Annotated in this window: 25 protein-coding genes; 11 read left to right on the top strand and 14 right to left on the bottom strand. The window is 43.2% G+C overall.

The window, feature by feature from the left end:
* The first annotated feature begins 161 nt into the window (after positions 1–161).
* A complete protein-coding gene (gene bla, locus A587_RS0102475) occupies positions 162–884 on the top strand; it encodes a subclass B1 metallo-beta-lactamase (protein WP_017216301.1) in 723 nt (240 codons plus the stop codon).
* 9 nt (positions 885–893) lie between these two features.
* The gene (locus A587_RS0102470) at positions 894–1,211 is read left to right on the top strand and encodes a hypothetical protein (RefSeq protein ID WP_017216300.1); all 318 of its coding nucleotides are present in this window, start codon (positions 894–896) and stop codon (positions 1,209–1,211) included.
* Positions 1,212–1,271: 60 nt separating this feature from the next.
* Here the strand turns inward: A587_RS0102470 and A587_RS0102465 are convergent, their stop codons facing one another.
* Both A587_RS0102465 and A587_RS0102460 read right to left on the bottom strand, forming a co-directional pair.
* Positions 1,272–2,816 (bottom strand): basic secretory protein-like protein, encoded by a 1,545-nt coding sequence (locus A587_RS0102465; protein WP_017216299.1) that lies wholly within the window; start codon positions 2,814–2,816, stop codon positions 1,272–1,274.
* A 249-nt stretch (positions 2,817–3,065) separates the two neighbouring features.
* Complete coding sequence (locus A587_RS0102460) at positions 3,066–4,073, bottom strand: alpha/beta fold hydrolase (RefSeq protein WP_017216298.1); 1,008 nt, start codon at positions 4,071–4,073, stop codon at positions 3,066–3,068.
* A gap of 212 nt (positions 4,074–4,285) precedes the next feature.
* Between A587_RS0102460 and A587_RS0102455 the strand changes: the two genes are divergently transcribed.
* Positions 4,286–4,468 carry an alternative ribosome-rescue factor A gene (locus A587_RS0102455; protein ID WP_010606219.1) on the top strand — a complete coding sequence of 61 codons (183 nt, stop codon included), beginning with the start codon at positions 4,286–4,288 and terminating at the stop codon, positions 4,466–4,468.
* A gap of 3 nt (positions 4,469–4,471) precedes the next feature.
* Here A587_RS0102455 and A587_RS0102450 read toward each other — a convergent pair whose 3' ends face one another.
* Positions 4,472–6,046: a sensor domain-containing diguanylate cyclase gene (locus tag A587_RS0102450; RefSeq protein WP_017216297.1), complete on the bottom strand. Its 1,575-nt coding sequence runs from the start codon at positions 6,044–6,046 to the stop codon at positions 4,472–4,474.
* Between the two features lie 87 nt (positions 6,047–6,133).
* The gene (locus A587_RS0102445) at positions 6,134–6,541 is read right to left on the bottom strand and encodes an MAPEG family protein (RefSeq protein WP_010375915.1); all 408 of its coding nucleotides are present in this window, start codon (positions 6,539–6,541) and stop codon (positions 6,134–6,136) included.
* A 94-nt stretch (positions 6,542–6,635) separates the two neighbouring features.
* On the opposite strand from A587_RS0102445, the gene A587_RS0102440 reads away from it, so the two are divergent.
* A complete protein-coding gene (locus A587_RS0102440; protein ID WP_017216296.1) occupies positions 6,636–7,589 on the top strand; it encodes a GlxA family transcriptional regulator in 954 nt (317 codons plus the stop codon).
* Positions 7,590–7,720: 131 nt separating this feature from the next.
* On the opposite strand, the gene A587_RS0102435 is transcribed toward A587_RS0102440, so the two are convergent.
* The 4 genes from A587_RS0102435 to A587_RS0102420 form a co-directional block, all read right to left on the bottom strand.
* Positions 7,721–8,008: a hypothetical protein gene (locus A587_RS0102435; protein WP_026000858.1), complete on the bottom strand. Its 288-nt coding sequence runs from the start codon at positions 8,006–8,008 to the stop codon at positions 7,721–7,723.
* 309 nt (positions 8,009–8,317) lie between these two features.
* On the bottom strand, positions 8,318–8,872 hold the full coding sequence (locus A587_RS0102430; protein ID WP_017216294.1) for a hypothetical protein: 555 nt from the start codon (positions 8,870–8,872) through the stop codon (positions 8,318–8,320).
* A 117-nt stretch (positions 8,873–8,989) separates the two neighbouring features.
* Positions 8,990–9,724, bottom strand: coding sequence for a helix-turn-helix transcriptional regulator (locus A587_RS0102425; protein WP_017216293.1), 735 nt, complete (start codon positions 9,722–9,724; stop codon positions 8,990–8,992).
* A 32-nt stretch (positions 9,725–9,756) separates the two neighbouring features.
* A complete protein-coding gene (locus A587_RS0102420; protein WP_017216292.1) occupies positions 9,757–10,074 on the bottom strand; it encodes a hypothetical protein in 318 nt (105 codons plus the stop codon).
* 166 nt (positions 10,075–10,240) lie between these two features.
* Here A587_RS0102420 and A587_RS0102415 point away from each other — a divergent pair, with 166 nt between their 5' ends.
* Complete coding sequence (locus A587_RS0102415) at positions 10,241–11,251, top strand: hypothetical protein (protein WP_017216291.1); 1,011 nt, start codon at positions 10,241–10,243, stop codon at positions 11,249–11,251.
* Positions 11,252–11,383: 132 nt separating this feature from the next.
* Positions 11,384–11,770: an MmcQ/YjbR family DNA-binding protein gene (locus tag A587_RS0102410; protein WP_017216290.1), complete on the top strand. Its 387-nt coding sequence runs from the start codon at positions 11,384–11,386 to the stop codon at positions 11,768–11,770.
* Here A587_RS0102410 and A587_RS0102405 read toward each other — a convergent pair.
* Positions 11,748–12,629: a LysR family transcriptional regulator gene (locus tag A587_RS0102405; RefSeq protein ID WP_017216289.1), complete on the bottom strand. Its 882-nt coding sequence runs from the start codon at positions 12,627–12,629 to the stop codon at positions 11,748–11,750. The genes A587_RS0102410 and A587_RS0102405 overlap by 23 nt on opposite strands.
* A gap of 190 nt (positions 12,630–12,819) precedes the next feature.
* Between A587_RS0102405 and A587_RS0102400 the strand changes: the two genes are divergently transcribed.
* Both A587_RS0102400 and A587_RS0102395 read left to right on the top strand, forming a co-directional pair.
* Positions 12,820–13,203, top strand: a complete 384-nt coding sequence (locus A587_RS0102400; RefSeq protein WP_010375905.1) for a rhodanese-like domain-containing protein — start codon at positions 12,820–12,822, stop codon at positions 13,201–13,203.
* A 104-nt stretch (positions 13,204–13,307) separates the two neighbouring features.
* Complete coding sequence (locus tag A587_RS0102395) at positions 13,308–14,753, top strand: serine hydrolase domain-containing protein (protein WP_017216288.1); 1,446 nt, start codon at positions 13,308–13,310, stop codon at positions 14,751–14,753.
* On the opposite strand, the gene A587_RS0102390 is transcribed toward A587_RS0102395, so the two are convergent.
* Together A587_RS0102390 and A587_RS0102385 are read right to left on the bottom strand one after the other, a co-directional pair.
* Complete coding sequence (locus A587_RS0102390; protein WP_232288006.1) at positions 14,707–16,914, bottom strand: tetratricopeptide repeat protein; 2,208 nt, start codon at positions 16,912–16,914, stop codon at positions 14,707–14,709. The genes A587_RS0102395 and A587_RS0102390 overlap by 47 nt on opposite strands.
* A 91-nt stretch (positions 16,915–17,005) precedes the next feature.
* Positions 17,006–17,602: an acyl carrier protein phosphodiesterase gene (locus tag A587_RS0102385; RefSeq protein WP_017216286.1), complete on the bottom strand. Its 597-nt coding sequence runs from the start codon at positions 17,600–17,602 to the stop codon at positions 17,006–17,008.
* Positions 17,603–17,757: 155 nt separating this feature from the next.
* Between A587_RS0102385 and A587_RS0102380 the strand changes: the two genes are divergently transcribed.
* A complete protein-coding gene (locus A587_RS0102380) occupies positions 17,758–18,339 on the top strand; it encodes a YqaA family protein (protein WP_017216285.1) in 582 nt (193 codons plus the stop codon).
* Here the strand turns inward: A587_RS0102380 and A587_RS0102375 are convergent.
* From A587_RS0102375 to A587_RS0102365, 3 genes are all read right to left on the bottom strand, one after another.
* Positions 18,336–19,394 (bottom strand): hypothetical protein, encoded by a 1,059-nt coding sequence (locus tag A587_RS0102375; RefSeq protein WP_017216284.1) that lies wholly within the window; start codon positions 19,392–19,394, stop codon positions 18,336–18,338. The genes A587_RS0102380 and A587_RS0102375 overlap by 4 nt on opposite strands.
* A 64-nt stretch (positions 19,395–19,458) precedes the next feature.
* A complete protein-coding gene (locus A587_RS0102370; RefSeq protein ID WP_017216283.1) occupies positions 19,459–20,943 on the bottom strand; it encodes a tetratricopeptide repeat-containing sulfotransferase family protein in 1,485 nt (494 codons plus the stop codon).
* Between the two features lie 54 nt (positions 20,944–20,997).
* Entirely contained in the window at positions 20,998–23,445 is a 2,448-nt protein-coding gene (locus A587_RS0102365; RefSeq protein WP_017216282.1) for a TonB-dependent receptor, read from the bottom strand.
* A 339-nt stretch (positions 23,446–23,784) separates the two neighbouring features.
* On the opposite strand from A587_RS0102365, the gene A587_RS0102360 reads away from it, so the two are divergent.
* Together A587_RS0102360 and A587_RS24960 are read left to right on the top strand one after the other, a co-directional pair.
* A complete protein-coding gene (locus A587_RS0102360; RefSeq protein WP_010375897.1) occupies positions 23,785–24,249 on the top strand; it encodes a CreA family protein in 465 nt (154 codons plus the stop codon).
* A 130-nt stretch (positions 24,250–24,379) separates the two neighbouring features.
* The gene (locus A587_RS24960; protein WP_155940707.1) at positions 24,380–24,553 is read left to right on the top strand and encodes a hypothetical protein; all 174 of its coding nucleotides are present in this window, start codon (positions 24,380–24,382) and stop codon (positions 24,551–24,553) included.
* The last annotated feature ends 25 nt before the right edge of the window (positions 24,554–24,578 follow it).

Raw genomic sequence — 24,578 nt, 5'->3', positions numbered from 1 at the left:
TAACTAAACTATAGAAAACATAACAATCCACTCTCCCACACGTGTTTAACACCAATAAGCCGATTTCTGTTATTTAGCAGTTTGACGTTTCATTTTGCTGGACTTTATATTCTTAAACTTGATAGTCTTTCGTCACTTTTAATTAACATGAACAACTTCAGATGAAGTTTTTAGCTCCTTTCTTATTTTTGTTACCCTGCGTGACAGTTGCAACGGAAACGTCGACTTTAGTGGTAACGCCGATTGCAGAGCATGTTTATAAACATGAATCTTCGCTACACGTTGAACCTTGGGGGCTAGTGGCCGGCTCTGGTCTGGTTGTGGTCGACGGTCAAGATGCTTACATTGTTGATACACCTTGGACTGAGCAAGACACAGAAGTGCTGCTATTGTGGGCTGAGGACCGCAAGCTCAATGTTAAAGGGGCGGTGGTCACGCATTACCATCAAGATGCAAGCGGTGGCCTAGCGGTATTAAATAAACATCAGATCCCAACCTATGCATCAGCCCAAACCAACCATCTATTAGCCCAAAAACACAGCGAGATTGCGTTACATAATTTGCCGCAAGCCTCATCAGTGATTAAGTCAGGTGTCGTTGAAACCTATTACCCAGGTGCAGGGCACTCGAAAGACAATATTGTCGTGTGGCTGCCACAATCTAAAATTTTATTCGCAGGATGCTTTGTGAAAAGTGTGGCGAGTAAAAATTTAGGTAACTTGGAGGACGCTTCGGTTGATGAGTGGCAAGCGTCTATACACAAGGTATTAAGCCGATATCCGGAAATAAACATGGTTATCCCAGGGCATGGTAAAGAAGGGGATTTATCTTTGTTGCACCATACCGTTAAGCTAATCAAAATCGAGCAATCAAGACGTAAATAAAGGATTGACATGAAATTTATTCCATTTCGTAATTTACGCTGTCCGGGTTTAGAAACTGCGCTGTGGTATTGTCGCTTGTTGTTTTTAACGGGCGTAGCCTTGATAGTACTTGGGGTGATCAAAGAGGGGATTGCAATCTATCATTGGCTAGTCGCCATGATAGAAAACGGCGATGCGCCAATAAAAGCAGCTTACCTCTATGACTTAGATTTACTTTCACACCCAAACTTTCATTTGATCATTGTTGGAGTGGTGAAGATCTACTTCTCCTGTGGTCTTGCGATTAAATTGAAAACAATGTCCCATGAACAGGCGCCACAAAATTAACGGATACCACGTAAAGGAATCTCTTAGACTCTTTTACGTGGCAGAGTTACGATTTAAAAATTAATACTCCAGTTGTCCGCCATTTTGGATAAAGGCGACATATTCGTTCCAAACATCTTCAACACTGCGGCCCAAGATATGTTGAAATGCAGCGTCAAATGACCAGGTATAATTGCCCATATCTTTCGCCGCTTTATTAAACTTGTAGATAAACTCTGAGTCGTGCTGTTGTTTGACGTAATGTAAGAAAAACCCAGTAGTGGTGTAGCCACTAAGCCAGCGTTTAGCGTTAATGATATCCGGTGAGCGTGATTTATGAAAACCCGCACCGATCCGCACGGCATCAGCTAGGCCTTCGGTGTATGCCCAATTTGCCTTGCCATCACCATAGCTATCATGAGTCAACGGCGAGTTATTGTAACCATGGGTGACTTCGTGGAATAAAATGCCGTCGATTTCATCACGGATCACGGCATCGTTGTTATTATTATCACGATAAATACGCTCTAAGTGCGCGGTGCTAACGACGATAGTCATCTCACCCGAACCGTCTTGTCCCATCTTATAGGCAACGAAATCCTTGCCCCAATGATCTTTGGCTCTCAGCTCAAACTGTAATTTTCTAAAACGCTGGGATTCACTGGCGTTGCGGTATAATACTTTTGCTACATCCACACAGCGTTCGGCCATGTGTGCAGCTGGGTTTGGTATGATCCGTTTAAATAATGCCGAGCCTTGTGTTTCAGGGTTTACATCAACAAAGTTCACTTCCGGACGTTGCCACGTGTCGTTTGGTGGTGTGCTATCGCTACTGACGGTTAATTCATAATTGGCACTTTGGAAACCGTATACAGAAACATAAACCGGTGCGTTTGAGCTCAAATCACAGCGCTCGTTGGAGCTGGCATCATTGATACTTTGGCAGTCATAACTTGCGGTGGTCGGTTGGCTATTTGCTTTTAGGTATAGATCCGCATCACCGCTGCCAGTCAAGGTTGCTGTGATAGGAGCTGAGCTTGTAAATGGCCCAAAATGTGACCATTGGCCAGGGGTAACGCTGCCACTTTGGTTAAATGGCAAGGTTGTACCACCGTTTGCCGGAGCACCGATAAATTCGATTTCTGCAAGCTGTAATAAATTAGCACCTTGCGTTGCAGTAACATTTAAGCGCACAAAGCGGTACGCTTGATTGGTACTGACATTGAACTGCTTAGTTTGATGTCTCGAAGCAAAACTTTGATTGTTTTGCGAATCTATAGTGAACCACACTTGACCGTCTTGAGAGCCTTGAAGCGTCCAATTTTTGGGATCTCTTTGTGGCGCATCGTTCGCAGAAGTGAGGGTGTAAGCTGTTAAATTCACCGCTTCACTAAACGCATAACTTATCCAACCGGAAGCTGAAAAAGTAAGCCACTTGCTGTAGTGGTTATTATCAAATGCGTTGACTTTGCCCTCATAGGGTTGGTTTTCTCCTGAAACGCTGATAGCTGCGGCATTGGCAGTTGTCAGATCGCTATTTGCGTGCGCCGAGCTTAAGCCTAAGCTCATCAAAGCGGCTGCTATAAGAGAGCGTTGGAATCGCGTTTTAGCTATACTCATGTTCATGTTGACCTCTTTTGTATCGTTCCACTTTTTGTGGGTGGATATCTGTTGATGTTGTATCCATGGCTATTTTTATTTTGGCGTCCAAATAAATTTGGAACGGTTTAATTGTTGTTGCTTTTATGTACGTTTGTCAAATAGAAATTTACTTTAATTTAACGATAAGGGCAGAATTGGTGTTCCTGATTTAGGTTGAATTACGATGCGAAGGCTAGGATTGTCAGGCGTTACAGGGCGTAATGTTAGGGAATGTTATTTATTGTGAAGTGTGTTTTGTTGGGGTGTGTTTGATTGATTTTTCGGGACTTTTTTATTCGCAGTCTCCTGGGCTGCATTTTGTTTGTGTTGTTTCTTTTTTAATCGCTTTCGCTCTGCTTTTGTTACGTGTTTTGCCACCCATTTGGCAATCTTTTGCATGAGCATTGGAGGGAAGTCATGACCCATCCCATTGACCAGTTTTAGTTTGGATTTGCGAATAGTAGCGGCGGTTTGCTGGCCAGCGGCCGCGGGGAAAATAGGGTCGTCGGTACCATGGATAACAAGTGTAGGCGTTTTTATCTTTGCCAGCGTGCGCTTGCGACATTGGCTTGCGACAATCGCCGCAAGCTGACGCTTAAATCCTTGCGGGTTATGTGCGCGTTCAATACTGTGTTTGGCTTGTTGATGTAGCGTCCCTTCGTCCTGAGGGTAGGCGGGACTGCCGATCAGCTGGTTGAGTTTTATATTGTATTGAATGGCAGATTGGTGGCAGTCTGACTTTGGCCGTGCTTTTGCTAGTTGCAGCATGACTTTTACATTTGCTGCGGTAAACTTGGGATACGCTGAGGTTGACATAATTGAGGTCAAACTTACCACTTTCTTTTTATGCTTAGCGGCAACGATTTGTGCAATCATCCCGCCCATAGAAGCACCAACAAGGTGGGCGCGTTTAATCTTAAGTCCTGCCATCAAAGCGATAACATCTTCGGCCATATCTTCTAGGGTATAGGGAACAGAAGCGCGGATGGGAAGCTTTTTACTCAGCATGGTTTTTATCACACTTGGTGAACCAAGATGATCCAAGTGGCTCGACAATCCCGTGTCGCGATTATCAAAACGGATCACCCGAAAACCTTTATTGACTAGCCCAAAGTACAATTCATCGGGCCAAATCGTCATTTGTGCCCCAAGACCCATTATCAAAATAATAACGGGGGCGTGAGGCACCCCCTCGTCCTGATAATGTATGCTGATCCCGGTTGCAATCTCGATATCGGTCATTGTCGCGAATGTTTAGCTTGACTTGAAAGGGCTGCATTTAAGTATAGAGCGTAGGTATGAACTTAACTTTAAAATAGCAGTCAAAAAAGACGAAAATTTATTGCTAAATACCATTGCGCTTTAAAACATTTAGGTTAATATTCGCGCTTGTTGATGGTCGGAAATTATGCATCAACACTATCAATTTATATGATTCTTATTTGGAGTAAGTCATGACCAAAAAAAGCAAACTTCAGCATGCGCACCAGCGTGGTGAAATTAAAGACAACGCACTAAAAGCGTTGGTAACCAGCCCGTTGTTTAAGGCGAAAGTTGAAAAAAGCAAAAAAGGCAAAGGTAGTTATCAACGTAGCGTAAAGCACAAAGGCCAAGAGCCTTACCTTAAGGCAGCCTAAGCTTTAAGATAAGGTTTTTTGCTGATACATTTGCTTGTCAGCTTGTGCGATTAAGTCGCTGATATCTGTTATCGGGTGTTGGGAAAATGCTCGTCCGACACTACCTTGAATTGCTACCTCTTGTTTTCCATGACTAAATTGCAAGGTATTGAGTTGTTGTTGCAGCTGTAGTGCTTTTTCTTCCGCAGATTGTGTGTCGTCAAATAAGCAGAGCGCTGCAAACTCATCGCCACCTAGGCGTCCTACAATATCTTGTTTTCTGATACTTGATGACAAAAACGTCGCAACATGGGCAAGCGCCTTATCTCCAGCATCGTGACCAAATTGGTCATTAATCAACTTAAACTTATCTAAGTCAATGTAAAATAATGCCAAAACACCTCCACGCTTATTAAACTGCTCGACTAGCACGTTGGCTTGTTTGTACCAGCCTCGACGGTTAAAAATGCCGCATAATTGATCATAATTTGCTTCATTTTCAGCTTGTTGCTTTTGCTGTCTGAGCCGTCCAATGCGTTTAGATACCGCAACGGCCAGCAGCAAAGACTCAATGGCAAACGCAAAAATAAGTGCATAGCGCTGCATAAATGGGCTATATCCCACTAACAGCACGCGAAATACCATACCGATTAATACTAGGCTCAGAGCCGCAAAAACCAAACTTGCTTCGCTAATTTTACGCTTGGTTTGAAGAGCTGATAGCACAAAGATAGTGGCGACAATAACGAGGGTTATATAGGCCATAATTTGGCTTAATAAGTAGGACAATTGTGCTTGTTGAGTGGGAATTTTAAGTATGCCCAGAAGCATCACAATACCCGCGGCACTTTTAAGTAACAACACGAGTTTTGGCCACTGCTTGTCAACAAGTAGGATACTCAACATAAACCAAGTTGCTGAAACCACAGTGAGACCAATACTAAGTAAATATGCATGTTTGAGTAATGGCTTATACTGAGACGAAACAAAAAGATTTAATTGCCCTTCTTGGAATAATACAAATCCACAAAGGCAGAAAATATAAGCGCCGTAAAGCCTAAATATAGGATCATTGAGGCGACTACCCATGATCAATACATAGCAAATTAAGGTAAAGCAAAGTCCATAAAATGCGCCCATGACTAGGCTGCTTTTTTGACTTTCCCAAATAAATTCCCCCATGCTCATCAGCCTAAATCTTGGCGTATGAATTTGCATAGAATCTAAGCGTAAGGTTGCGGTGTACCTACCTTTTGGAATGATAAATGCTGGCTGTGAGAACTTAACGGGCGAAGGGGCATTGACTCGCCACTGATAGTGATTAAGGCCAACATCTACAAATGAAATAACGCTGTCTTCATTTAAATTGCAGACTATAGAGACGGTATTGTTGCCGCGTTTAATTTTGCTATAAGACGTGGTATTGATAGCAAGCGAAATCGAGTTGCCGTGAGCAATCGTGAGTGAGCAATTGTCATCAAGCGCAAAAATTGAGGGGCTAAACAAAAATACAGCGCCGTAAATAACAGCGAGTAGGAGCGTAAGCTTCCCACTAAAGTTGCTGTATATTTTGACGCCATTCAACCTAGACTGCAGCACAACGAAAACCTAAGGTTATTGTTGTAGTTAATGTAACAAACTTGTGCGTAACTTAGCCAGTGTAAAAACCCTTTGACCAGAGACTTTTTACACCCTATCGAACAAGAAGCTAAACCAGGCAAAAAACAAGCAAAAGCTACTTAACCCAAATGCTAGGGTTCTTAATCGTAAGTTACTGCCCAGTACGTGCTCGTAGCTATGCCAATATCTTGCTGCGACAAACACAGTGCTGAGCACAAACCAAAATTGTCCTGTCATTTGCTCAATATGCAAAAGTATCAGCAGTGCAATAAATAAAACGGGCTGCTGAAACTGGCTGTCATAGCTATTACCTAATAATCTTATGCGCTCGGGGAAGGCGTGTTTTTCGACATAGCGAATATCTTGAAGTGCAATATCACCATTTTTGACTGCGCGGATTCTACTCGTTGCGGTCAAAAGGAATAATAACAGCGTTAGGCTAAGCAAAAATAAAATCGGAATATGGATCCACATAGTAAAGCTCCTGAGTTTGAAAGAGGTTTTACTTTAACTAGATTGATTGCTAACTTATCGTGTCAATAATGACTAATTTTGGTTTGATATTGCCATGAAAGTGATTTTGCTATGTCCTGAACATGTATTTGCGAGTGCATTAACTGGCGTGATTGATATTTTGAATGTGGCAAATAAAGTCGCTGGTAAGGCGGTGTTTTGCTGGCAGACGGTTGCGCTTTCAGGGCAAAAGTCGGTGATGAGTAGTCAAGGCTTAGAATTTGTTTGTCATGCTGAATTTAGCGCATTGGCTGATGCTGATGTCGTTATCTGGCTCGGCAGCCAGTTTTCGTCAGAGCCTTTGTTGTGGCAACAATGCCAACAGGTCAAAGCACAATTAAACAAGCATGGTATTGAATTTCATCCCGCGACTTATCAACTTGCCGGATGTTGCGGTACCGCATTTTTAGCCACAGCAGGATTGTTAGATCAAAAACAATTTACATGTAGCTGGTGGCTTACGCCCTTTTTTACACGATATTATCCCGTTTTAAAGCCCAACAGCCAAAAGGTAACAGAGCAAAGCGGTATGGTGTATACCGCAGGCGCGGCTCACAGTTACTTGCACTTGATGCTGCGGTTTATTACCGACGTGCTGGGTTCAGAAGTGGCAAAAACAATCGCCGCCTGGCTGGCGATACCAAACGAGCAAGCGAGTCAAAATGAGTTTGTGCAGCTCAGTGGCTTTTTACAACATAGAGATGCGCAATTGCTCAAGGCACAGCATCATATTAGTGATAATCTCGATGTTTCGCATAGCTTACAGAGCCTTGCGAAACAGGCTTGTATGTCAGAGCGCACGCTAATTCGACGCTTTAAACAGCACACGAGTATGACACCTTTTGAGTATGTGCGACTTGCGCGACTCGTTCGCACCAAGCAGCTATTGCATGGCACAAACTTGAGCGTGGAGCAGATAGCCAATCAGGTTGGCTATCAAGACAGTCAGGCTTTAGCGAAGCAATACAAAAAGCACTATAACCAATCGCTTAATCGAGCGAGAGGGTAGTCATAGTGGGTGTTAACCTTTCTCTTTGTGCAATAAATAACACCGACTGTTATCGCTATAGTCAACTGCAAAATATGAGTACTACAGGAAACCAAACTACGGCAATATTAACTTGGACATGTGTTATATGTTTACTCGTAAAGTTTCTCTGTTGCTTCTTTAAGCCCTGAGTGGGGTAAAAATTGATCTGTGATTGTTAGAATTGAGTGCAGATTATTTTTTAATTTATCAAGCTCTATGTTACCTGGCTTAATAGCCGTTTGTAATAGATGAATAGCCATGTCAGCTAATAGAATACGCTGTTTTTCTAGCCATTCGTCATCGCCTTTGGTAGCGGGATTGCCAAGGTAGCTACTTTCTACCAAACTATGCAAATCCCAGCTAGTTTTGATTAACTTATTCCTTTCAATATCATTCACTGCCGATCTTCCGAAATATAGATATAATGACTCCCACACCGTGCTAGCCTTCTCTTTTTCGTGGGTTCGCTTTATATAAAGCAGAGCCATAATTAATTTGTTAAATAACTAAACAGCTGAGGCTAGCATGAACAAACATAACATATTTTATATCTGAATTAACACGCATAAAGCATTTAATGAAGTAACCATGTTTGCTCAAAACCGCCTGTCATTTAAAGTCCATATCAATTTGTCTAACTGGTAAGGCAAGCAATGAGCAAATACAGTTGGAGGAATATTTTCCTCCATTCAGTTAGTTCAACTTGCTTAGCTTGAAGCGAGACAATGGACACTCGGGGTTTCACCGGGTTCGATGATATTAATATTGACCTCTTTTAAGTCACCGATTATGGGTTTTAAAGCTTTATCAAAACGATTTGCTGCGGCTTCGATTTTTTCGGCATAGTCGTCAATGGCATCAAAATTAGCTGCGTGGCTTTCAATTACTGCCTCAATCTGCTTGGCCTTTTCTTCTTGTTTTGCCAGTAGCGCTTTATTGATCACAAGTCGATCGTCGTCTTCTTGTATCGCCTCTTTACTAATGGCTTCCATTTCTTTGCTAAGCAGTGCTAGCTTGTCTTCAATATCTTTCATTGGTAACTCAGAAGCTGACATATCAAGCTCTGCCACTTTGAGTGCTTTGTATGCGGCCACCTGTTCGGCGTCCATGGTGTGTTTGATTATTGGGTTACAGTCTTGGTAAGCGATAAGCTGGTAGCTGCCTTGCGTTTGCGGCTCTGTTGGATTTGCATTGGAGTAGCCAACGCAGGCACTCACAGCCAGTGTTACCGAAATAATAAGTATTGATTTTGTGGTTTTCATAAGCACCTCGAAGGAATAAGTCTGATTTACAAAATTAGTCGCGGTGCAGTCTGAAAAGGTTGATTTTAGATGCGCAAGTATTAGTAACAAAATATGAATCGGGCTGTGAGCTTAGAATTAGTTGCTACTTTTATCAGGCGCTTGGCATTGGTGCTGTGCAATTTCTTCGGCGTATTTGGCCTTGACTAGTTCAACGTAATGGTTGAGGTTTTTATCAGGACTTACGGTAAAGGTCAGCTCACTTTTGTGTATCGCGGTGATACGGTCCAAGCGAAATTCACGGTAATCACTGCGGAGCTGACAAAATGCGACCAGCGTCCATTTTCCACCCCAATAAACCAATCCGAGTGGCTCGATAATACGCAGGGTTTGTTGCTTTGCAACGTCTTGATATTCAAGTTGTACACACTGCTTAGCCGCAATGGCGAGCCTAAGTGTAGCGCTAAAGGATTGTTGTTGTGGTCCGTGCTTAAAACTCGAGACCAAATATGGGGAGTGGTCATGCTGTTGTTTGAGGTGAGCGGGTAGCACGGCCTCTATTTTGGCAATGGCCGCTTTTGCATGTGCGCTTAGCTCGGGATCCGTCCATGCTCCAACCATTTTACTGCCAAGTAATAATGCGGTGAGTTCATCATAGCTAAACATCATAGGGGGCAGTGGGTAGTCACCAATGATATAGCCGACACCTGCTTCCCCCTCAATTGGCACGCCAGAACTTTGTAAGTCCTGAATATCGCGATAAATCGTACGCTCTGATACCGTAAAGTGATCGGCCAATGACTTAGCGGTAACCGCTAATCGTCGACCCTTGAGCAGATCCACTAACTGAAAGAGACGTTCTGATTTATGCACGAGTTTTCCTTGTTATTCAAATCTCAGATTAATTAACCGCTACATGGCGTTTGAGAGAGTACATTACTGTGACTAATGGTGACACTCTCGCTGTCTATGTATTGCGTTAATCTTTGGCATACTTCGGTTGTTGGGAATTGCGCTGAAACCGCTTTTGCATGCTCCATCGATTGCCAATAAATAATATCTAAATACTCGCCAGTCTGACTGTCTTTAGTCAACGAACGATATAGTAACCCAGGTTGCTGTTCTACCCACTCGGTAAAAGCTGGGTTTATACCCATAATATCGCTCTCTGTAGCACCAAGAGCCAATTTAAATTTTACAATCTCTACGACATTTTGTTGCATGGTCTTTCTCCTTTTTGAGTTCAAAAAGAGTAAACCACGATGTTGTGTCAGGGAGTGTCAGTAGTGTTTAAATATACAGTGCATTTTATATCTAGCAAAACAAAGGATCTGTATTAGGATTTAGGGTACTGCAATTGGCAGGATTAACCGTGTAAAGGATAAGGAAATGAAATTAAGTACAAGCATATTTGCAACCAGTTTGGTTGCATCCGCTATCTGCGCTTCCCATGTTTTTGCAAAGGACATAAATGACAGCGATGTCAAAAGGCTGCATGTCTTGGCAAAGCAAGTCGCATCACAAAGTGTCAGTGGGTCGTATACTTTTGCTATCAACTGTCATACTAACCGCAGCTTACTGAAACGTGCCGTTGAGCAAGTAAGTTGGCCTGTCGATGAAATTACCTTTGCTATTCAAGGACAATGTCAGGGCCCAATTAAGATCACGAGACCTGGTATCACCATTTCTGGGTCTGATAATACTCAAGATGTAATCTCTGCGGCGCTAAGCGGCGTGCAGTCGACCATATTAGTGGAGTCTGGTTCGGTTAAGCTCAATAACTTAGGGCTTGTCAGCACCGCTCAGCAAAGTAGCGTAACGGTGACGGCGCAGGGAATGGCAAGATTGGATAATGTCGCGACTCAAGTGCAAGGCACTGAGCCTGAATACCACTATATCGTGACAGATAATAGTAATCTTTACTTAAGTAATCTAAACCAAGCTAAAGTGAAAATAGCAGGGGGCGCTTTTGCTGAATTTGTAGCCGGCAATCAGGCGATGACAGCATATGTGTTTGACACCGCCAATGCTAGAAGTACTCAAGGGAACCAGTTTGACGCAGTACAAGTTGCTGGAAATGGCTACTTTTTAGCAGATGGGCAGTCGCATATAAACCTATTGATGATCTGGAGCAAAGGCGCCGCCGAAATCGACCAGCAAAGTAGTGTTGGTGAACTGATGATGGGCGGCCAAACCTTGTTTGCTGCTTATAGAAACTCGACTTTGTCAGGGCCTTACAGCTTCTTTGGTAATGTGGTTTTTGAGTTGGAGCACTCCTCTGCGACAAATTGGGTAACGCAAGAAAGGCCGCACTCGCTGTTTTCTGGTAATAATGCCGTCGTGAATGGCGAACTATTTCCAAGTTGGAGTTGGCAAGGACAGGCACCACAACCTGAGTAACCTGAGCTTCAAAACAATGAGTTAGCGTATTTCTTATTCAAACCTCAGGTTGAGTAATTTATGCTACTACGCCGCTTGGTATTATGCTTTACTACTAAGTGGCAACGATTAATCTAAAGGCAGAAGAATAAGATGGATCATCAACAAGTACACGACTACTTGCTTGCAAAACCCTATACCAGCGTAAGTCAACCTTTTGGTGAAGGCGTTGATGTATATAAAGTGAAGGACAAGATGTTCGCGACGTTGGCGCTTGGTAAAATGGGCAAAGGAGATGACGAGCATCCCCATTGGCGCGTAAATCTCAAATGCGATCCTGACGAAGCGCAAGCGCTGCGAGACATTTTTAGTGCGGTGTTACCGGGTTACCACATGAATAAAAAGCTCTGGAACACGGTGGTGCTCGATGGCTCCATTCCTACTGGAGAACTTGAGCGGATGATGGATAACTCATTTCGCCTTGTAGTCGAAAAAATGCCGAAAAAGCAGCAGGGGATTATCCTTGCGCAACATCAATAGATGCACAAACGACTTGGTACACGGCGTTCACTTTAGGCTCTGTGAGCGCTTGGTTTGCCACAACAAAATGTACTGGGAGCGAAAAGTCTAGCAAACTAGACAAGGCAACCTCTGCTCCTTGATCTACAATGGCGTTGGCTTCAATAAAACTCACGCCGAGTCCTGCCTTAACTAAAGCCAAGCGGGAGCGCTCATCTGCAGCTTTAATATTTACCGCGTTTACTTCGCTTAGCTGTTGATCAAGTTGCTTATCAAAAGGGCAGCCTTTTCCCATACGTATCCACGTCATCTGTGCCAATTCGGCTTTATGTGATGGCGTAGGCCAAAATGCAGGATAAGCGGTGGTAACCGCAACTTCTGTGAGCGGTACAGCGCTAAAATGAGCAGGTACTTCGCCATAAATAACCCCACCATCAAGGAGGCCATCACTGAGTTTGTCGACGATGACACCACTTGAGAGTAATTCCAGAGAAAAAGAAAGACTTGGAAAGTGCTGGTTGAGGGTTTTTATCAGTGTGCCAAGTTCGCTCGAGGTGCCAATAGGGTTGTTCAAGCCAAGTCTGAACTCGCCGGTGAGCAGTGTTTTGGCTTGCGCTGCGGTGTGCATTAAATCATTTGCACTTGCAAGCGTTAACTTAGCTTTGTCTAGCAAGATCTTACCTTGTTCTGTGAGCTGCATCCCTTTGCTAGAACGGTGGAACAACACAGTATTGAGTTCTTCTTCAAGCGCTTTGATATGGGCGCTGATAGCAGGTGGTGTGGTGTACAGTCGTTTCGCTGCTGCCGTTAGATTTTGGGCCTCTGCAACCGCAACAAACGACCTTAAATGGTAAAACTCCATTGCACTAAACTCAATCACGTATTGAAGACCACCAGTTTAAATGAGCTTGCTGTGATTGCCTATTCTGAAATGACGAACATCGCCTTCAAAAAATATGAATTCATTAACGCTGATTGAATGCGTAACGTAGTTGACCTCGGGTGACGTTAAATAGTTATCCGCAACTCAGATTATTTAGGACCCAGAGTATTTAAATAGGAGTTAGAAGATGAAAGTAGATGTATCACAGTATTTTGCAATGAAGCTGGCTTGCGAAACGGATTGTGCTGATGTTTATCAGGCGATATTAACGGGGCAGCAGGATTTTGTGCTATTTGATGTCAGGTCGAATGAAGCCTTTGCCAAAAGTCATGCTCAAGGCGCAGTCAATATGCCAAGCGCAGACATAAGCGAACTGACGATGACTAAATATGACAAGGTTACGCCAATCGTGGTTTATTGTTGGGGTCCTGGGTGTAATGGCGCAACAAAGGCCGCGTATAAGCTTGCAAAAATGGGCTATCAAGTAAAAGAGATGATAGGTGGAATTCATTACTGGGAGGATTTCGAGCGTTACCCCGTTAATCGCCGAGTGTCACAGGCACAAAGTTGATATAGGTGCATTTTTCTTCATCTCATGATTATACTGTTATTCATTCACGGCACATTTATCAGTGTGTAAAGTGAGTGAATAACGATAATAACAAGGGAAATATCATGTCGAAACTATTGTACTGCGCCATATTTTGCTCGTCTTTGCTAAGTCAGACATCCTTCGCCACTGACTCAGCTCAACCTCAAGTTCAACAAGTTGCACATAACCTCTTACCTAAAGTGCAATTGGAAGGCCAAAAATATAAGCCTGTAGATTTGCAGACGCGTCTTCAAGAAACGCATTTGCCAGGTTTAAGCCTTGCTGTGATTAAAGGTGGTAAAGTGGTGTGGGCTGAGGGTTTTGGCATTGCAGATAAAAAGCAAAATCGAAAAGTGACCACTGAAACGCTGTTTCAGGCAGGGTCAATAAGTAAGCCCGTTGCAGCGCTTGCGGTATTAAAGTTAGCGCAAGATGGTAAAGTCGATTTAGATGCTGACGTTAATCAATATCTCACCTCTTGGAAAGTACCAACAAACGAATTTACCAAAGCCAATCCTGTTACTTTGAGGCAGTTAATGACTCATACTTCGGGGCTCACCCAACATGGTTTTCCGGGCTACGTGCGTGGTAGTAAAATTCCAACCGATGTTGAAGTCTTAATGGGTAAAGGCAATACCGACTTAGTGACGGTTGACACTTTGCCAGGTAAAGCTTGGCGCTATTCTGGCGGTGGTTACACGGTAATGGAGTTGCTCGTGGCAGATGTGACAAAAATGCCATTTGAAGAGTATGTCCAACAGGCAATTTTAACTCCGCTAGGGATGCACAACAGTACCTATGCACAACCACTACCGAAAGCGTTATGGTCAAAAGCCAGTGCTGCGTTTGACGATAAAGGCGAGCAAGTCGAAGGGGACTGGCATGTTTATCCAGAACAAGCTGCGGCTGGTCTTTGGACCACTCCGGTGGATCTTGCTAAATACATTATGGCTGTACAACAAGCGTATGCAGGCAATACCGTGGGGCCCATCACGCCAGAGCTGGCGAAGCAAATGGTTGAAGTTCATCATGACGTATGGGGTTTGGGACCAGAGCTTGAACAGCGTGAGCAAGGACTTATCTTCACCCATGGTGGTAAAAATAAAGGCTTTAGCAACCGGTTTGAAGCATATGTAGAAAAAGGTGAGGGTATGGTGTTGATGTCCAATGGCGACTCAGCGAGTACCGTATTTGGTGAGCTTCGCATTGCCATCAGCGAACATTACGGCTGGGATTTTCTACGCAGTAAAAAAATAATAGCGATTACATTACCTGAGGCACGCGCAAAGCAATTGGAAGGTCTGTATGCGTACGAGAAAGATCATCAGTTTAAAATGAAAATCACCCGAGATGGTACGCGATTTAACGTCTTAGATATGGCCCGCGATAACCTGATGGCATTCGTTGCCACAGAGGAAGACACCCTGATTGAGCTTGAAGGGGGCGCAGATGTCACCATTGAAACGAATGACAAAGGTGACATCACTGCGGTGATTTGGCGTGGCCTATATCGTTTTGAGCGGATTTAATCGGAAGCTTCACTTCAACGAGTAGCCCGCCAAGCGGGCTATGATTGGCGTTGATAGAACCATGATGCGCCAACACAATATGTTTGCTAATCGCAAGTCCAAGCCCCGAGCCGCCAAGATCTCGGCTTCTGAAGTGTTCACAGCGATAAAGTCGCTCAAAAATTTTATCTAGCTCCGAGGTTGCTACTCCTGGGCTTGAATCTTCCACTGTGATAATGGCATATGAGTCGACTATGCGTGTATGTATTAGACTGGTTCCAGCTGCATCAGTGTAAAAATGGCTGTTCCGTAAAAGATTCAGGATGACTTGTTTTAGACGCTGTGGGTCGCCTTCTACCTTCAAGGCTTGCTCACTTAAATTACAACGCAGAGATTGCTGCTTTTTCGCAAAAACAGGCGTGAGTTCTGCGCAGCAATCCTTAACAAGGGTATTAATATCAAGCGGCCTGAGCTCTAACGACATCACATTATTGTCAAACTGAGCGGACTGATAAATATCCGAGATTAAGGTATCTAGTTGGTTGATTTTACTGTTCACTTTTTTATAGGCGACATCAATATCAGGCTCGATATTAAATTGCATCGCCTCAATTGTCAGTTTTAGTCCGGTTAACGGGGTACGCAACTCGTGAGAAATATCGGCGAGCAACTGGTTTTTTTGCTCTAAAGCTCGCGCGGCCATGTGCTGCTCTAAGGCTTCTAGTTTTTGTTTCTGGCGTTGTCTTAAAAAGTATATGGCAAGCCCTGCGAGCAGCAACAGCGCAGAGGCGATGGCCAAGCCTCGCTGCAACTTTAGGTTTTCTAAATTTGCTTGTTGCAGCGACTGTTCTTTTTGCAACAGGCTAAGTGCTTGTTCCTTTTTCACAAGTTCTATGTTTAATGCCATTTTGTACGCTTTGTTTTTATCGCTAACCTTTTTTAGTTCAGTTTGTGCTTGCTGATATTGTTTTAATTGAACAAGTGCGGCTTCAAATGCGCCTGCTTGTTGATAAATTGCGGCCAGCTGTTTGTGAATATCACTTTGAGTTTGAGTGCCAAGCTGAGGTTGCTTTAGTAATAGTTCAAGCTGTTCTTTGGCGTCTTCACTTTTATCTTGAGCCAAATAGACATTAGCAAGTGCCAGCCTAACGGTGCGCTCTGTTCGGTTGGCACCGGATTTTATCGCAAGCATAAGCGCTTCATTTGCACTATTTAAGGCTTCATTCACATCACCTTGAGCTAGTTGGACATTGACTAAATTACTTAATTGCCAAGCCGTGTCGCTGTCAGCCTCCATTTTTTTTGTTAGGGCAAGGCCGTTTAGAATAAACACCTGAGCTTGTTTATACTCTCCCTGTTGATATAAAACTTGGCCAATCTTACCGTAACTGTTGGCGATATGACGCGGATTACCTAATAGCTTATCAACCCTGAGCGCCTGCTCAAAATGTGATAGTGCAAGAGGAAATTCTTCTAAATCACGGTAGAGTTCGCCGATGTTGTACAGTGAGTTGGAGATCCCTTGCTGGTTATTGCGTTTGCGCTGAAGCATAAGAGATTGTTCATGGAAGCTGATAGCTTGCTCAATTTGGCCCATGTAATCGTAAACAATGCCAATTTGGTTATAGAAACCTGCGAGTCGCGGAACATCATTAATGCGTTTTGCAATTTGGATGGCCTGCTCAGCATGATTTAGCGCGCTGCGGTAGTTTGCCCGAAAGCGGTTAATATGAGCAAGGCGATCATGAATATCTGCAATTAACCGCTCATCGGCTTGAGAGGTGGTGTTGAGTGCCAGCTCAAGCTTTTCTTCTGCCTCTGTCGCGCGATTTTGACTAAGTAGCACCGTGGCGTGACTCAATAGCAATTTACTCTTGGCATCAGGGTCTGCCACTTTATCTAACACCTGATTGAGCTCATCTATCGCCTGATAAGCAGTTTCATAATGGCCAAGCAAAGAATGGGCTTCAACCTTCATTAGGCTGAGTTTAAACCAAGCTGCTGAAAGATAAGTTGGAGTCGTGTTTTTGTTTAGGAGTGTGTCAATTTCTTCAAGCGCAACAGATGGGTTATCGGTTAACAGCTGCTTTAACGTTTCAAGCGTGGGTAATAGTGCACTGGCTTGGGTGGAAAACGGAGTTAAAAGTAAAAATAGCGTAAATAGTGCCTGGGCAAAAAGCAACCTAACTCTGTTTAACACTGCAAAAAACCCCATAACCAACAAATATATCTGCATTATAGTTGATAACCATGGAGCAAATATAGAGGAGTATTTACTCTAAATTTTCAGGTTCGATGAGTTGTTGTTGCATGTGGGCAATTAATTGTGGAAAAAAGACATTAAATCCTGATTCTAGTTGTTGATAGTGCTTGGTAATATCCCTTTCACTGCCAGCAAATTGATTTTGAAAACGAATACGTTTAGCGATGTTATCGAGCGCATGGCCCACACCAGCTACGGATTCATAGGTGGCAAACCAATCGTTTTGTGTCATTGCGCTAACGACTCGTTGCATGTGTGCAGGCATGATGTGCAAGTTATCGTGAAGCAAGGAAAAGCTCTGACGTTTAAAGTCGTCAAGCGAGGTGCCGTGATATTGCTGCCAGTGTTTAATCAAAAAGTGGTCATATAACACATCCAGTGCAATGCCTGCAAAACGGCGACGCGTGGGCGAAAAAAGTTGTTTAGCAGATTTTGTAATCGAGTGGCTATCGGTAAATTTATCGACTTGCCTATGTGTTTGTAGACCAAGTTGCACAGGTTTAGGCAGTGCTTGTATATTCACGCCTTTTTGAAAGTCACCGAGCAAGTTGCCAAAGTGCGATGCGGCAGTCGGTTTGGCAAAGTACAAATGCGCCAAATAATTCACAGAAACATCCCTCCAACCATTCACTCTAAAACAGGGTACCGCATTTGTCCGCACATACAAATACCCGCATATATAAAGCACTGCTTAATTCAGGAAGGAGAAACTTAGCTTAGGCTATGCTTGTCTCCATTACTGTGAACATTAGGGGAAGTGTGATGGCGTTAACGGCTGAATTGAAGCAGAAGACCAAGCGATTAGTAGAATCAAAAAATATGCTTAAAGGGATCACGGTTGCCTCTTTTTTAGAGTCAACCATCGTGCCTATTCCGCTTGAAGCTGTGATGGTGCCGCTTATGCAAGCAAGGCGAGAAAAGCTATGGCTAATTGCGTTAATGGCGACGGTTGGATGTGTGATTGGTGCCTTATTTGGTTATGCGTTGGGTTACTATTTATTTGATGCAGTGGGGGATTCCGTTATTGAGCTGCTGTCGAGTCCGTCTCAGTTTGAGCAAGTGAAAGCGCAGATGCAAAGTCAGGGATTTTGGTTTGTGTTGACCTTAGGTATTGCGCCAGTACCTTTTCAGATTGCCATGTTAGCAGCAGGCGCCACAAAATTTTCACTATTACAATTTTTAATTGCAACCTGTATTGCCCGTTCACTACGTTATTTTGGCTTGGCGGCGGTCGTTTACTTTGCCGGTAATCGGGCTGAAAAGCTAATTAAAAAACATAAAATAAAAGCCGTTATTCTCACAACGGCCATTGTGCTGCTCGCATGGTGGATAGCTAGTCGCTAGTATTTTCTATACAAAAACTTTGATTCATTTTGTGAGCGTGCAAAAGCGAGTAAATCATCGCTCAGTGTTAGTGGCTCTGACACTAGTATTTGATACTGTTGATAAAAGTTATGAGGGGCTCCGGCGTGCTCAAATAAAGTGAGCGCTGCTTCTCCCTTGCGTACATACTCTCTGTAATCTTTGGGTTTATTCAGTAGTTGAATATAGGCAAGATAAAAAGGCTCAAATTCAGCATGTCTGTTAGAACCTGCCTGCTTTAGCATGAGATCAATATTGTACAACAGCTCGCTTTGATGCTGCATCGTCTCAATTAACTTGTTTTGATCTTGGCGGATCATTGAGGCTACTACTCGTTCGTCAAAGTTATTAAGTTGTTCGGCCACTGTTTGATAAATCTTTGCAAATTGAGCTTGATGTAAAACACTGAACTGTTGTTGCAAGTGGCGTAAAAAAATAGCTTCCTGTTCAACTAGTAAACCTCGTTGCCGTTTTGCTTCTACTAATACCGCTTGGTAACTTTGAGATTGTCTTTGAATATTTTGCAGTGTTTCAATCTGCTCAGTAATTGTTTTTATCTTAGTATTTATGGCAAGCAGCTTTTGATTGATCTCGATAGTATTCCACTTGCTAGGAGAGTGGTTAAAAAAAGAGGTGAACGATATTTCATTTTTACTTGCTGTCGTTTGCAATTGGACTAATTCATCAATCAACTCAGTAAGTGGGTAATCGATAGATAACGCACGCAGCAATGTATCCGCTTGCAATGAGTTATTAATACCTTTGGATTGTCCAGCTCCTATCTGGGCTGTAACAATGTTGCCGTTGTCATAGGCGCGTTGTGCATCGGATAGCAAAGTGGAGGCATTCAATGTTTCTAGGTATAACGCTTGCCACTTATTATTATCATATTCATTGAGCGACTTGAGCGCGTTAAGTTGGGCATCTAAATTTCGTTGCTGCTGAGCAAGGGTTAATTCTTGCTCTATCTTGGTAATTTCTGATGGCGTGCAAGCCGCTAATGCAGTTAAAAATATAATAGGGAGTAGTTGCTTCATATCGTTATTGTTTGGTATTCCTTTTGTCTAACGTTAGCATCATCACGGCAATGGAGCAATATTCCTATATTGGGTATAAATTTCGATATTTGCCCACACTTGAGTTATTCAATGGCTGTCTGATCTGCATTTTGCTGGCTGTCGCTGAGTAATAACCCTGCTTATAAAAGTGAAGTGCATTATCTTGCCAATCCAATTCGAGAAATTGGCAGACTTCCTTCATCACAGCCTGAGGTATTTCTACCAGCGATTCATAATTCACAAACTTAATTTGAGTCGGATGTCTTTGTGCAGCATCTTGCAAAAACGCATAAGTATTATCATACATAGCTTGAATATCTTGCATCCGGTATGAGTAGCCATGAAAGGGGCTATTCGTTTGATATAGCTGACGGAAGTTTGCGATACAAGTATCTGTTCTGTCTCGCTTCATCACGACAAATTTTGCGCGTGGAAACGCCTTTGCAAGCAAATCGATAAAGAAAAAATGAAATGGTTGTTTGTCTATAAAACGTTGGTCACCAGCAACGGATTGCGCGGTGAAGAGGCGGTATTGCTCAATGGCGTTAGCTTCTTCATAGGCGTGGCTGATGTGCTGAATATTGCTGTTATAGTCACAAGAAAACCTAAGTGTTTGGGGTAATACACTGGTTTCTCCCAGCGGTTGTAGCGACAATTGCGCTAAGATCTGCTCCATTAAACTGGTGCCTGAACGTGGCAGACCAATGACAAATATTGGTGCAAGCGTTTGCTCTGGAGCAAAATTAATAGGCTTGTCTAGAAGTTTGCCAAGTGTTTGAACATAGCCAGTCATTTGTTTAGATGAATAGGAAACCTCAGTACTAATCGCTTGTTTACTGGCAATAAAGCTTTGCCATGCCTTGGGATAATTTTCCTGCTTTTCGTATTCGATTGCCTGCGCATGGTAAAGCCGTTGTAATGCAAGTGGTGCAGTTTGCACTGTTATCTCAGTTGCTAACTGAGTGATGCGAGTCGATGCTAATTCTACAGGAGTAAGCTCTGAGTAGGCTAACTGGCACTTAGCATTACTTGGCTTTGCTTGCACTAAAGAGGCAAGCAGCGTCCGCGCTTGTGCTAATTCACCAGACATCTTTAAATGCATTGCATAGTTGAGCGCGATTTCAGGACAGTGTGGTGAGCGTGTATAGGCATGGTTAAAATGCCAACCAGCGTCAGTGTATTGGTTTAATCTCAGTAAGATATTTGCGAGGGTATCGTGCTCTGACCCCGACAATTGTGTGTTACCTAGCAAATGCAGAATATAACGCTTTGCCACTAATGGTGCTTGGGTAAAAAGCGCAAGTTTGGCAGCACTTAGGGAGTAAAGTGCGCATGGAAATAAACTTAGGCACTTGTCGTAAATTTTTAGCGCTTTGCTGAGGTTACCGAGAGCGATATTCAAATCGGCCAATAAGGCGTACGCGTGGTGATCGTTGGCATTGCTGTTAATGCGAGCGACTAATGCGTGATGCGCCGCTTGAAATTGACGCTGTTGAATATAGCTTTGGATCTGATTGTATGATGTCATCGCAACGTAAAGAGAGTGAAGGTAACTTCACTCTCTATTTTAGTTTTTTGCTGATTATAACTCAAACTGGTAGTTAAGCTTGACCCCAACGGTGCGAGGTGTTGTGACGTAGTGTCCGTAAACACGCTGCTGCTCTGGCAAGGCTTTATTTAACGCCGCGAATTTAGCTTCACCAGCCCAAGATTTGTCGCGCCTTACCGAGGTGAAAGCAAATTTGTCAAACAGGTTGTCGACATAAAAAGTGACGGCCCATTGCTCGCTTGAAAGCTTCGCACTGAGGTTAGACAAGGCAAATCCTGGCAATACCTCTCCGTCAGCTTTGAGTCCGACTTTAGTGTATACGTCACTCTGTGCGGTTACTCCATAATTAACGTTAAGCATTTTGTCGTCGAACACTTCCTGTTCGTAGCTTAAGCCGAATGAGAACTGCTGTTTTGGGGCGCCAGGTAAGCGGTCGCCATCTGTACCGTCATAGTACGGCTGGTAAAGCGCGATTTCTTCAGCGCTATAGTCACCTTCTTTGAATACCGCAAACAGGGCAGGTGCATCATCAGTTAGCTGTGCTTTTGCATAAGAATAGGTTGCATACACCGTCCACTGATCGTTCAAGATAGCCCGAGTTGATAACTCAATCCCACTAGAGTTCGCAGAACCTGCATTGGAGGTAATGATCTCTTGGCCGTTTACCGTCACAGATGAGATCTGTGCATCTTCCCAATCAACACTGAATAACGCGGCATTAAAATGCAGCTTGTTATTTAGCCATGTTGACTTTAATCCCAGCTCATAGTTAGCGGTGGTATCTGGTTTATAGCTAAGCTCATGCGGCAGTGCACAGATGATTTGTTGCTCTGGTAGTGTTTCTGGACAGGACTCCAAACCGTTACCACCGCCTAATCTAAATCCTTCACTGACAGTGAAGTACGTCAGCAGTCCATCTTGCCAAGTGTAATTGGCATTAAACTTAAACAAACTACCATTGTCTTTGGCACTGACTTGTTCAAATGAAATTTGCTCAAGGCTTGGCAGGCCTCCAGAATAGAGTGGGGTTTCAGCCGCTGACTCAGTTTTAACATCATAGCGATAGAAACGAGCGCCCACTGTGATATTAAAATCGTCTGAAAATGCATAGCCAACTTCGCCAAACAATGCTGACTCTTTGCTGGTGGCATTGGTCAGTGCAATATACTCAAGATCTTGCTCAATATTGTCGATTTCATCGCCCCAAAACTCCGTGAGTCCTGGCGTGTACTCTCTATCGTCCGAACTAATTTCTTGTTTGCTGTAATATACCCCTGCAATCCAATTTAGCGCGTCATCCCCTTTAGAGACTAAACGGATCTCTTGGGTAAAAGTGTCTTGATCAGTAGTATCTTTAGTCAAAGCGGTAAAACTAGGAAAATCCGCATAACCCGGCCAAATATCATAAAGTAGATCGGTTTGATCTCGTTGGCCTTGTTGTTCTTTGCTTGACCAACCGGATGCCGAAACTAAATCAGCAAACTCTAAATCGGCGTTAATTTCAAGGCTAAGCAGGTCGTCTTCTTGCTCGTTAGGTTCAAGCACACGGTACGCTGACTCGTATGGTTTGATCGTATCGGCAAGCGGGTGCTGTGCTGCAAGGCTTTGATATTGTGAAATTGAGTTAGCGCCATTTTCTTGCTTCTGATGAAAATAGTTCAGCGTGGTATCGATATTCTCACTCACTAACCAACGTAGAGAAACTCGTGTGGTTGTTATGGTCTCATCATTTGCATCCGCAACTGCGTTGATGCTTGCTTTTACATCCTCAGTATTGGACCAATCAGGATCAGGGTTTGAAACACCAGCTTGCTTAACCACATAACTGTAATCCATAAAGCCGGGGTTGTGATAGCGGTTAATGCTCGCACGAACGGCTAATTCATCCATCACTATAGGCATATTGAAGACAGCACCTACTTCATGACCATGGCTGTCACTTTCATTGATACTGAATAAGTCACCACTTAGTTTACCTTCAATAACGTCAAGCACTGGCGCTTTAAGCATGGTTCTAATCGCACCACCTAGCGTGCCTGCACCGTAAAGCGTACCTTGTGGGCCGATCAAGACTTCAACACGTTCGATATCGGTTAGTCGCAAATCCACATTGATTGGGATTTCACCGAGGTAAGTTGCCACTGTTCCTGAGTCAGAAGCACGTTCCGACGAATTAGTATTCAAGCCACGAACAATAATAGGTGAGCCCTCACGGCCACCTTGCTCTGTGATTGTCAAACCAGGAACCCATCTTGCTACATCTTCAAGGTCGCCAATATTTTGGTCGCTCATTACATCGCTGTCGACGGCAGTAATGTTTAATGGCGCTTCTTGAACTGTGCCTGCGCGTCGAGTAGCTGTTACTTGAATTCGCTCAATTGACTTTTCTTGAAGCTTACTTTCTTCAGCTTGTGATTGATTAACAACAAAAAAACTCGAACTAACAGCTAGTGCGACTAAGCTTGGATGGAGCTTACTCATGGATGGTGAAACCTCAAATTAAGAATTAAACGTGACGAAATTTCAATCTTTATAAGTGGGTAACTATGCAGGTGGTGCATTTCTGTCCCGAGTTTAGAGAGAATTTCATACAGCCGGTGGTGAATTAACTAGCCATGATTTGTTCACGGATTAGGTAAATTTAGCCACCCTGAAACTGCGGCGCATGCTAACATGCTTATTCGTATTTTGTGAATAATTATTTTGATTTTTTGAATGGTTATTTCTTTTTTAATAAGGTGATTTGCGAAAATTTTCAAATAGCTTAGAGTATTAACTCCGTATGTTTCTTTTGTACGTCGATTATCTTAAGGAAAAACAATGAAAAAGCTGATGTTTGCATTGTTGGCATCTTGTACGTTACTAGGTTGCTCTGACAGTGAAGTTGGTGATGTGTCACTCGGTCTATTTACGCTCAAAGATATAAAATTAGACTCTATGGTTGACCCCGTTGTAACGGGGGTGACCTGTCATGTGGCGAGTGTTGAAGACGACTTGAGTTTTTCCGACCCAAGCGATAGCTCTATTTCTTGCCGTCAAACGAGTGAAATAACACCGGCAATGCTGGCGAATATAGATAAAAGTGATTCAGGCGAAGTGGTATTTAAAAAATCAAAAAGTGTGTTTTTTAAAGCAATGAAGGTGAGAAGGATCTTTGATGCAAAAAATCAAACCTTGATGTACTTAGCCTATACCACTAAGGAAACCTCTGGTAGCTTTAAGCATAGCTTATCAACGGTTCCATTATGGGGAACTCAGGCTTATCAAGGCGTTAAAACCAATTAACTCGAACGTTGGCTAACGCATAATCCCACACGCTTCGATAATTGCATTTAGTAAATTATTTTTTGTTTGAATTAAACCTTTTTGCTCACGATTTCGACTAAGCTTAGTAGGAATAAGTTTAGGAGAAATCGTGATGTTAAAAACACGCTTTTTAGGGAAAACGGTCAATATTGCATTTGCAGTGATGACTGTATTGTTTGTTATTTTAACGTTAACAACTGATGCTCATAGCATCTCATCTCAAGCAACTCAGGTTGAGATGTTTAGCCAAGACGAGGTGATTACCGAGTCCAAATCGAAGTAAGTTTGGACCGTGATTTATCTTGTTT

Source organism: Pseudoalteromonas sp. NJ631, assembly GCF_000276645.1.
Classification (GTDB): Bacteria; Pseudomonadota; Gammaproteobacteria; order Enterobacterales; family Alteromonadaceae; genus Pseudoalteromonas; species Pseudoalteromonas piscicida.
This window is presented reverse-complemented; position numbering and strand designations above follow the sequence as displayed.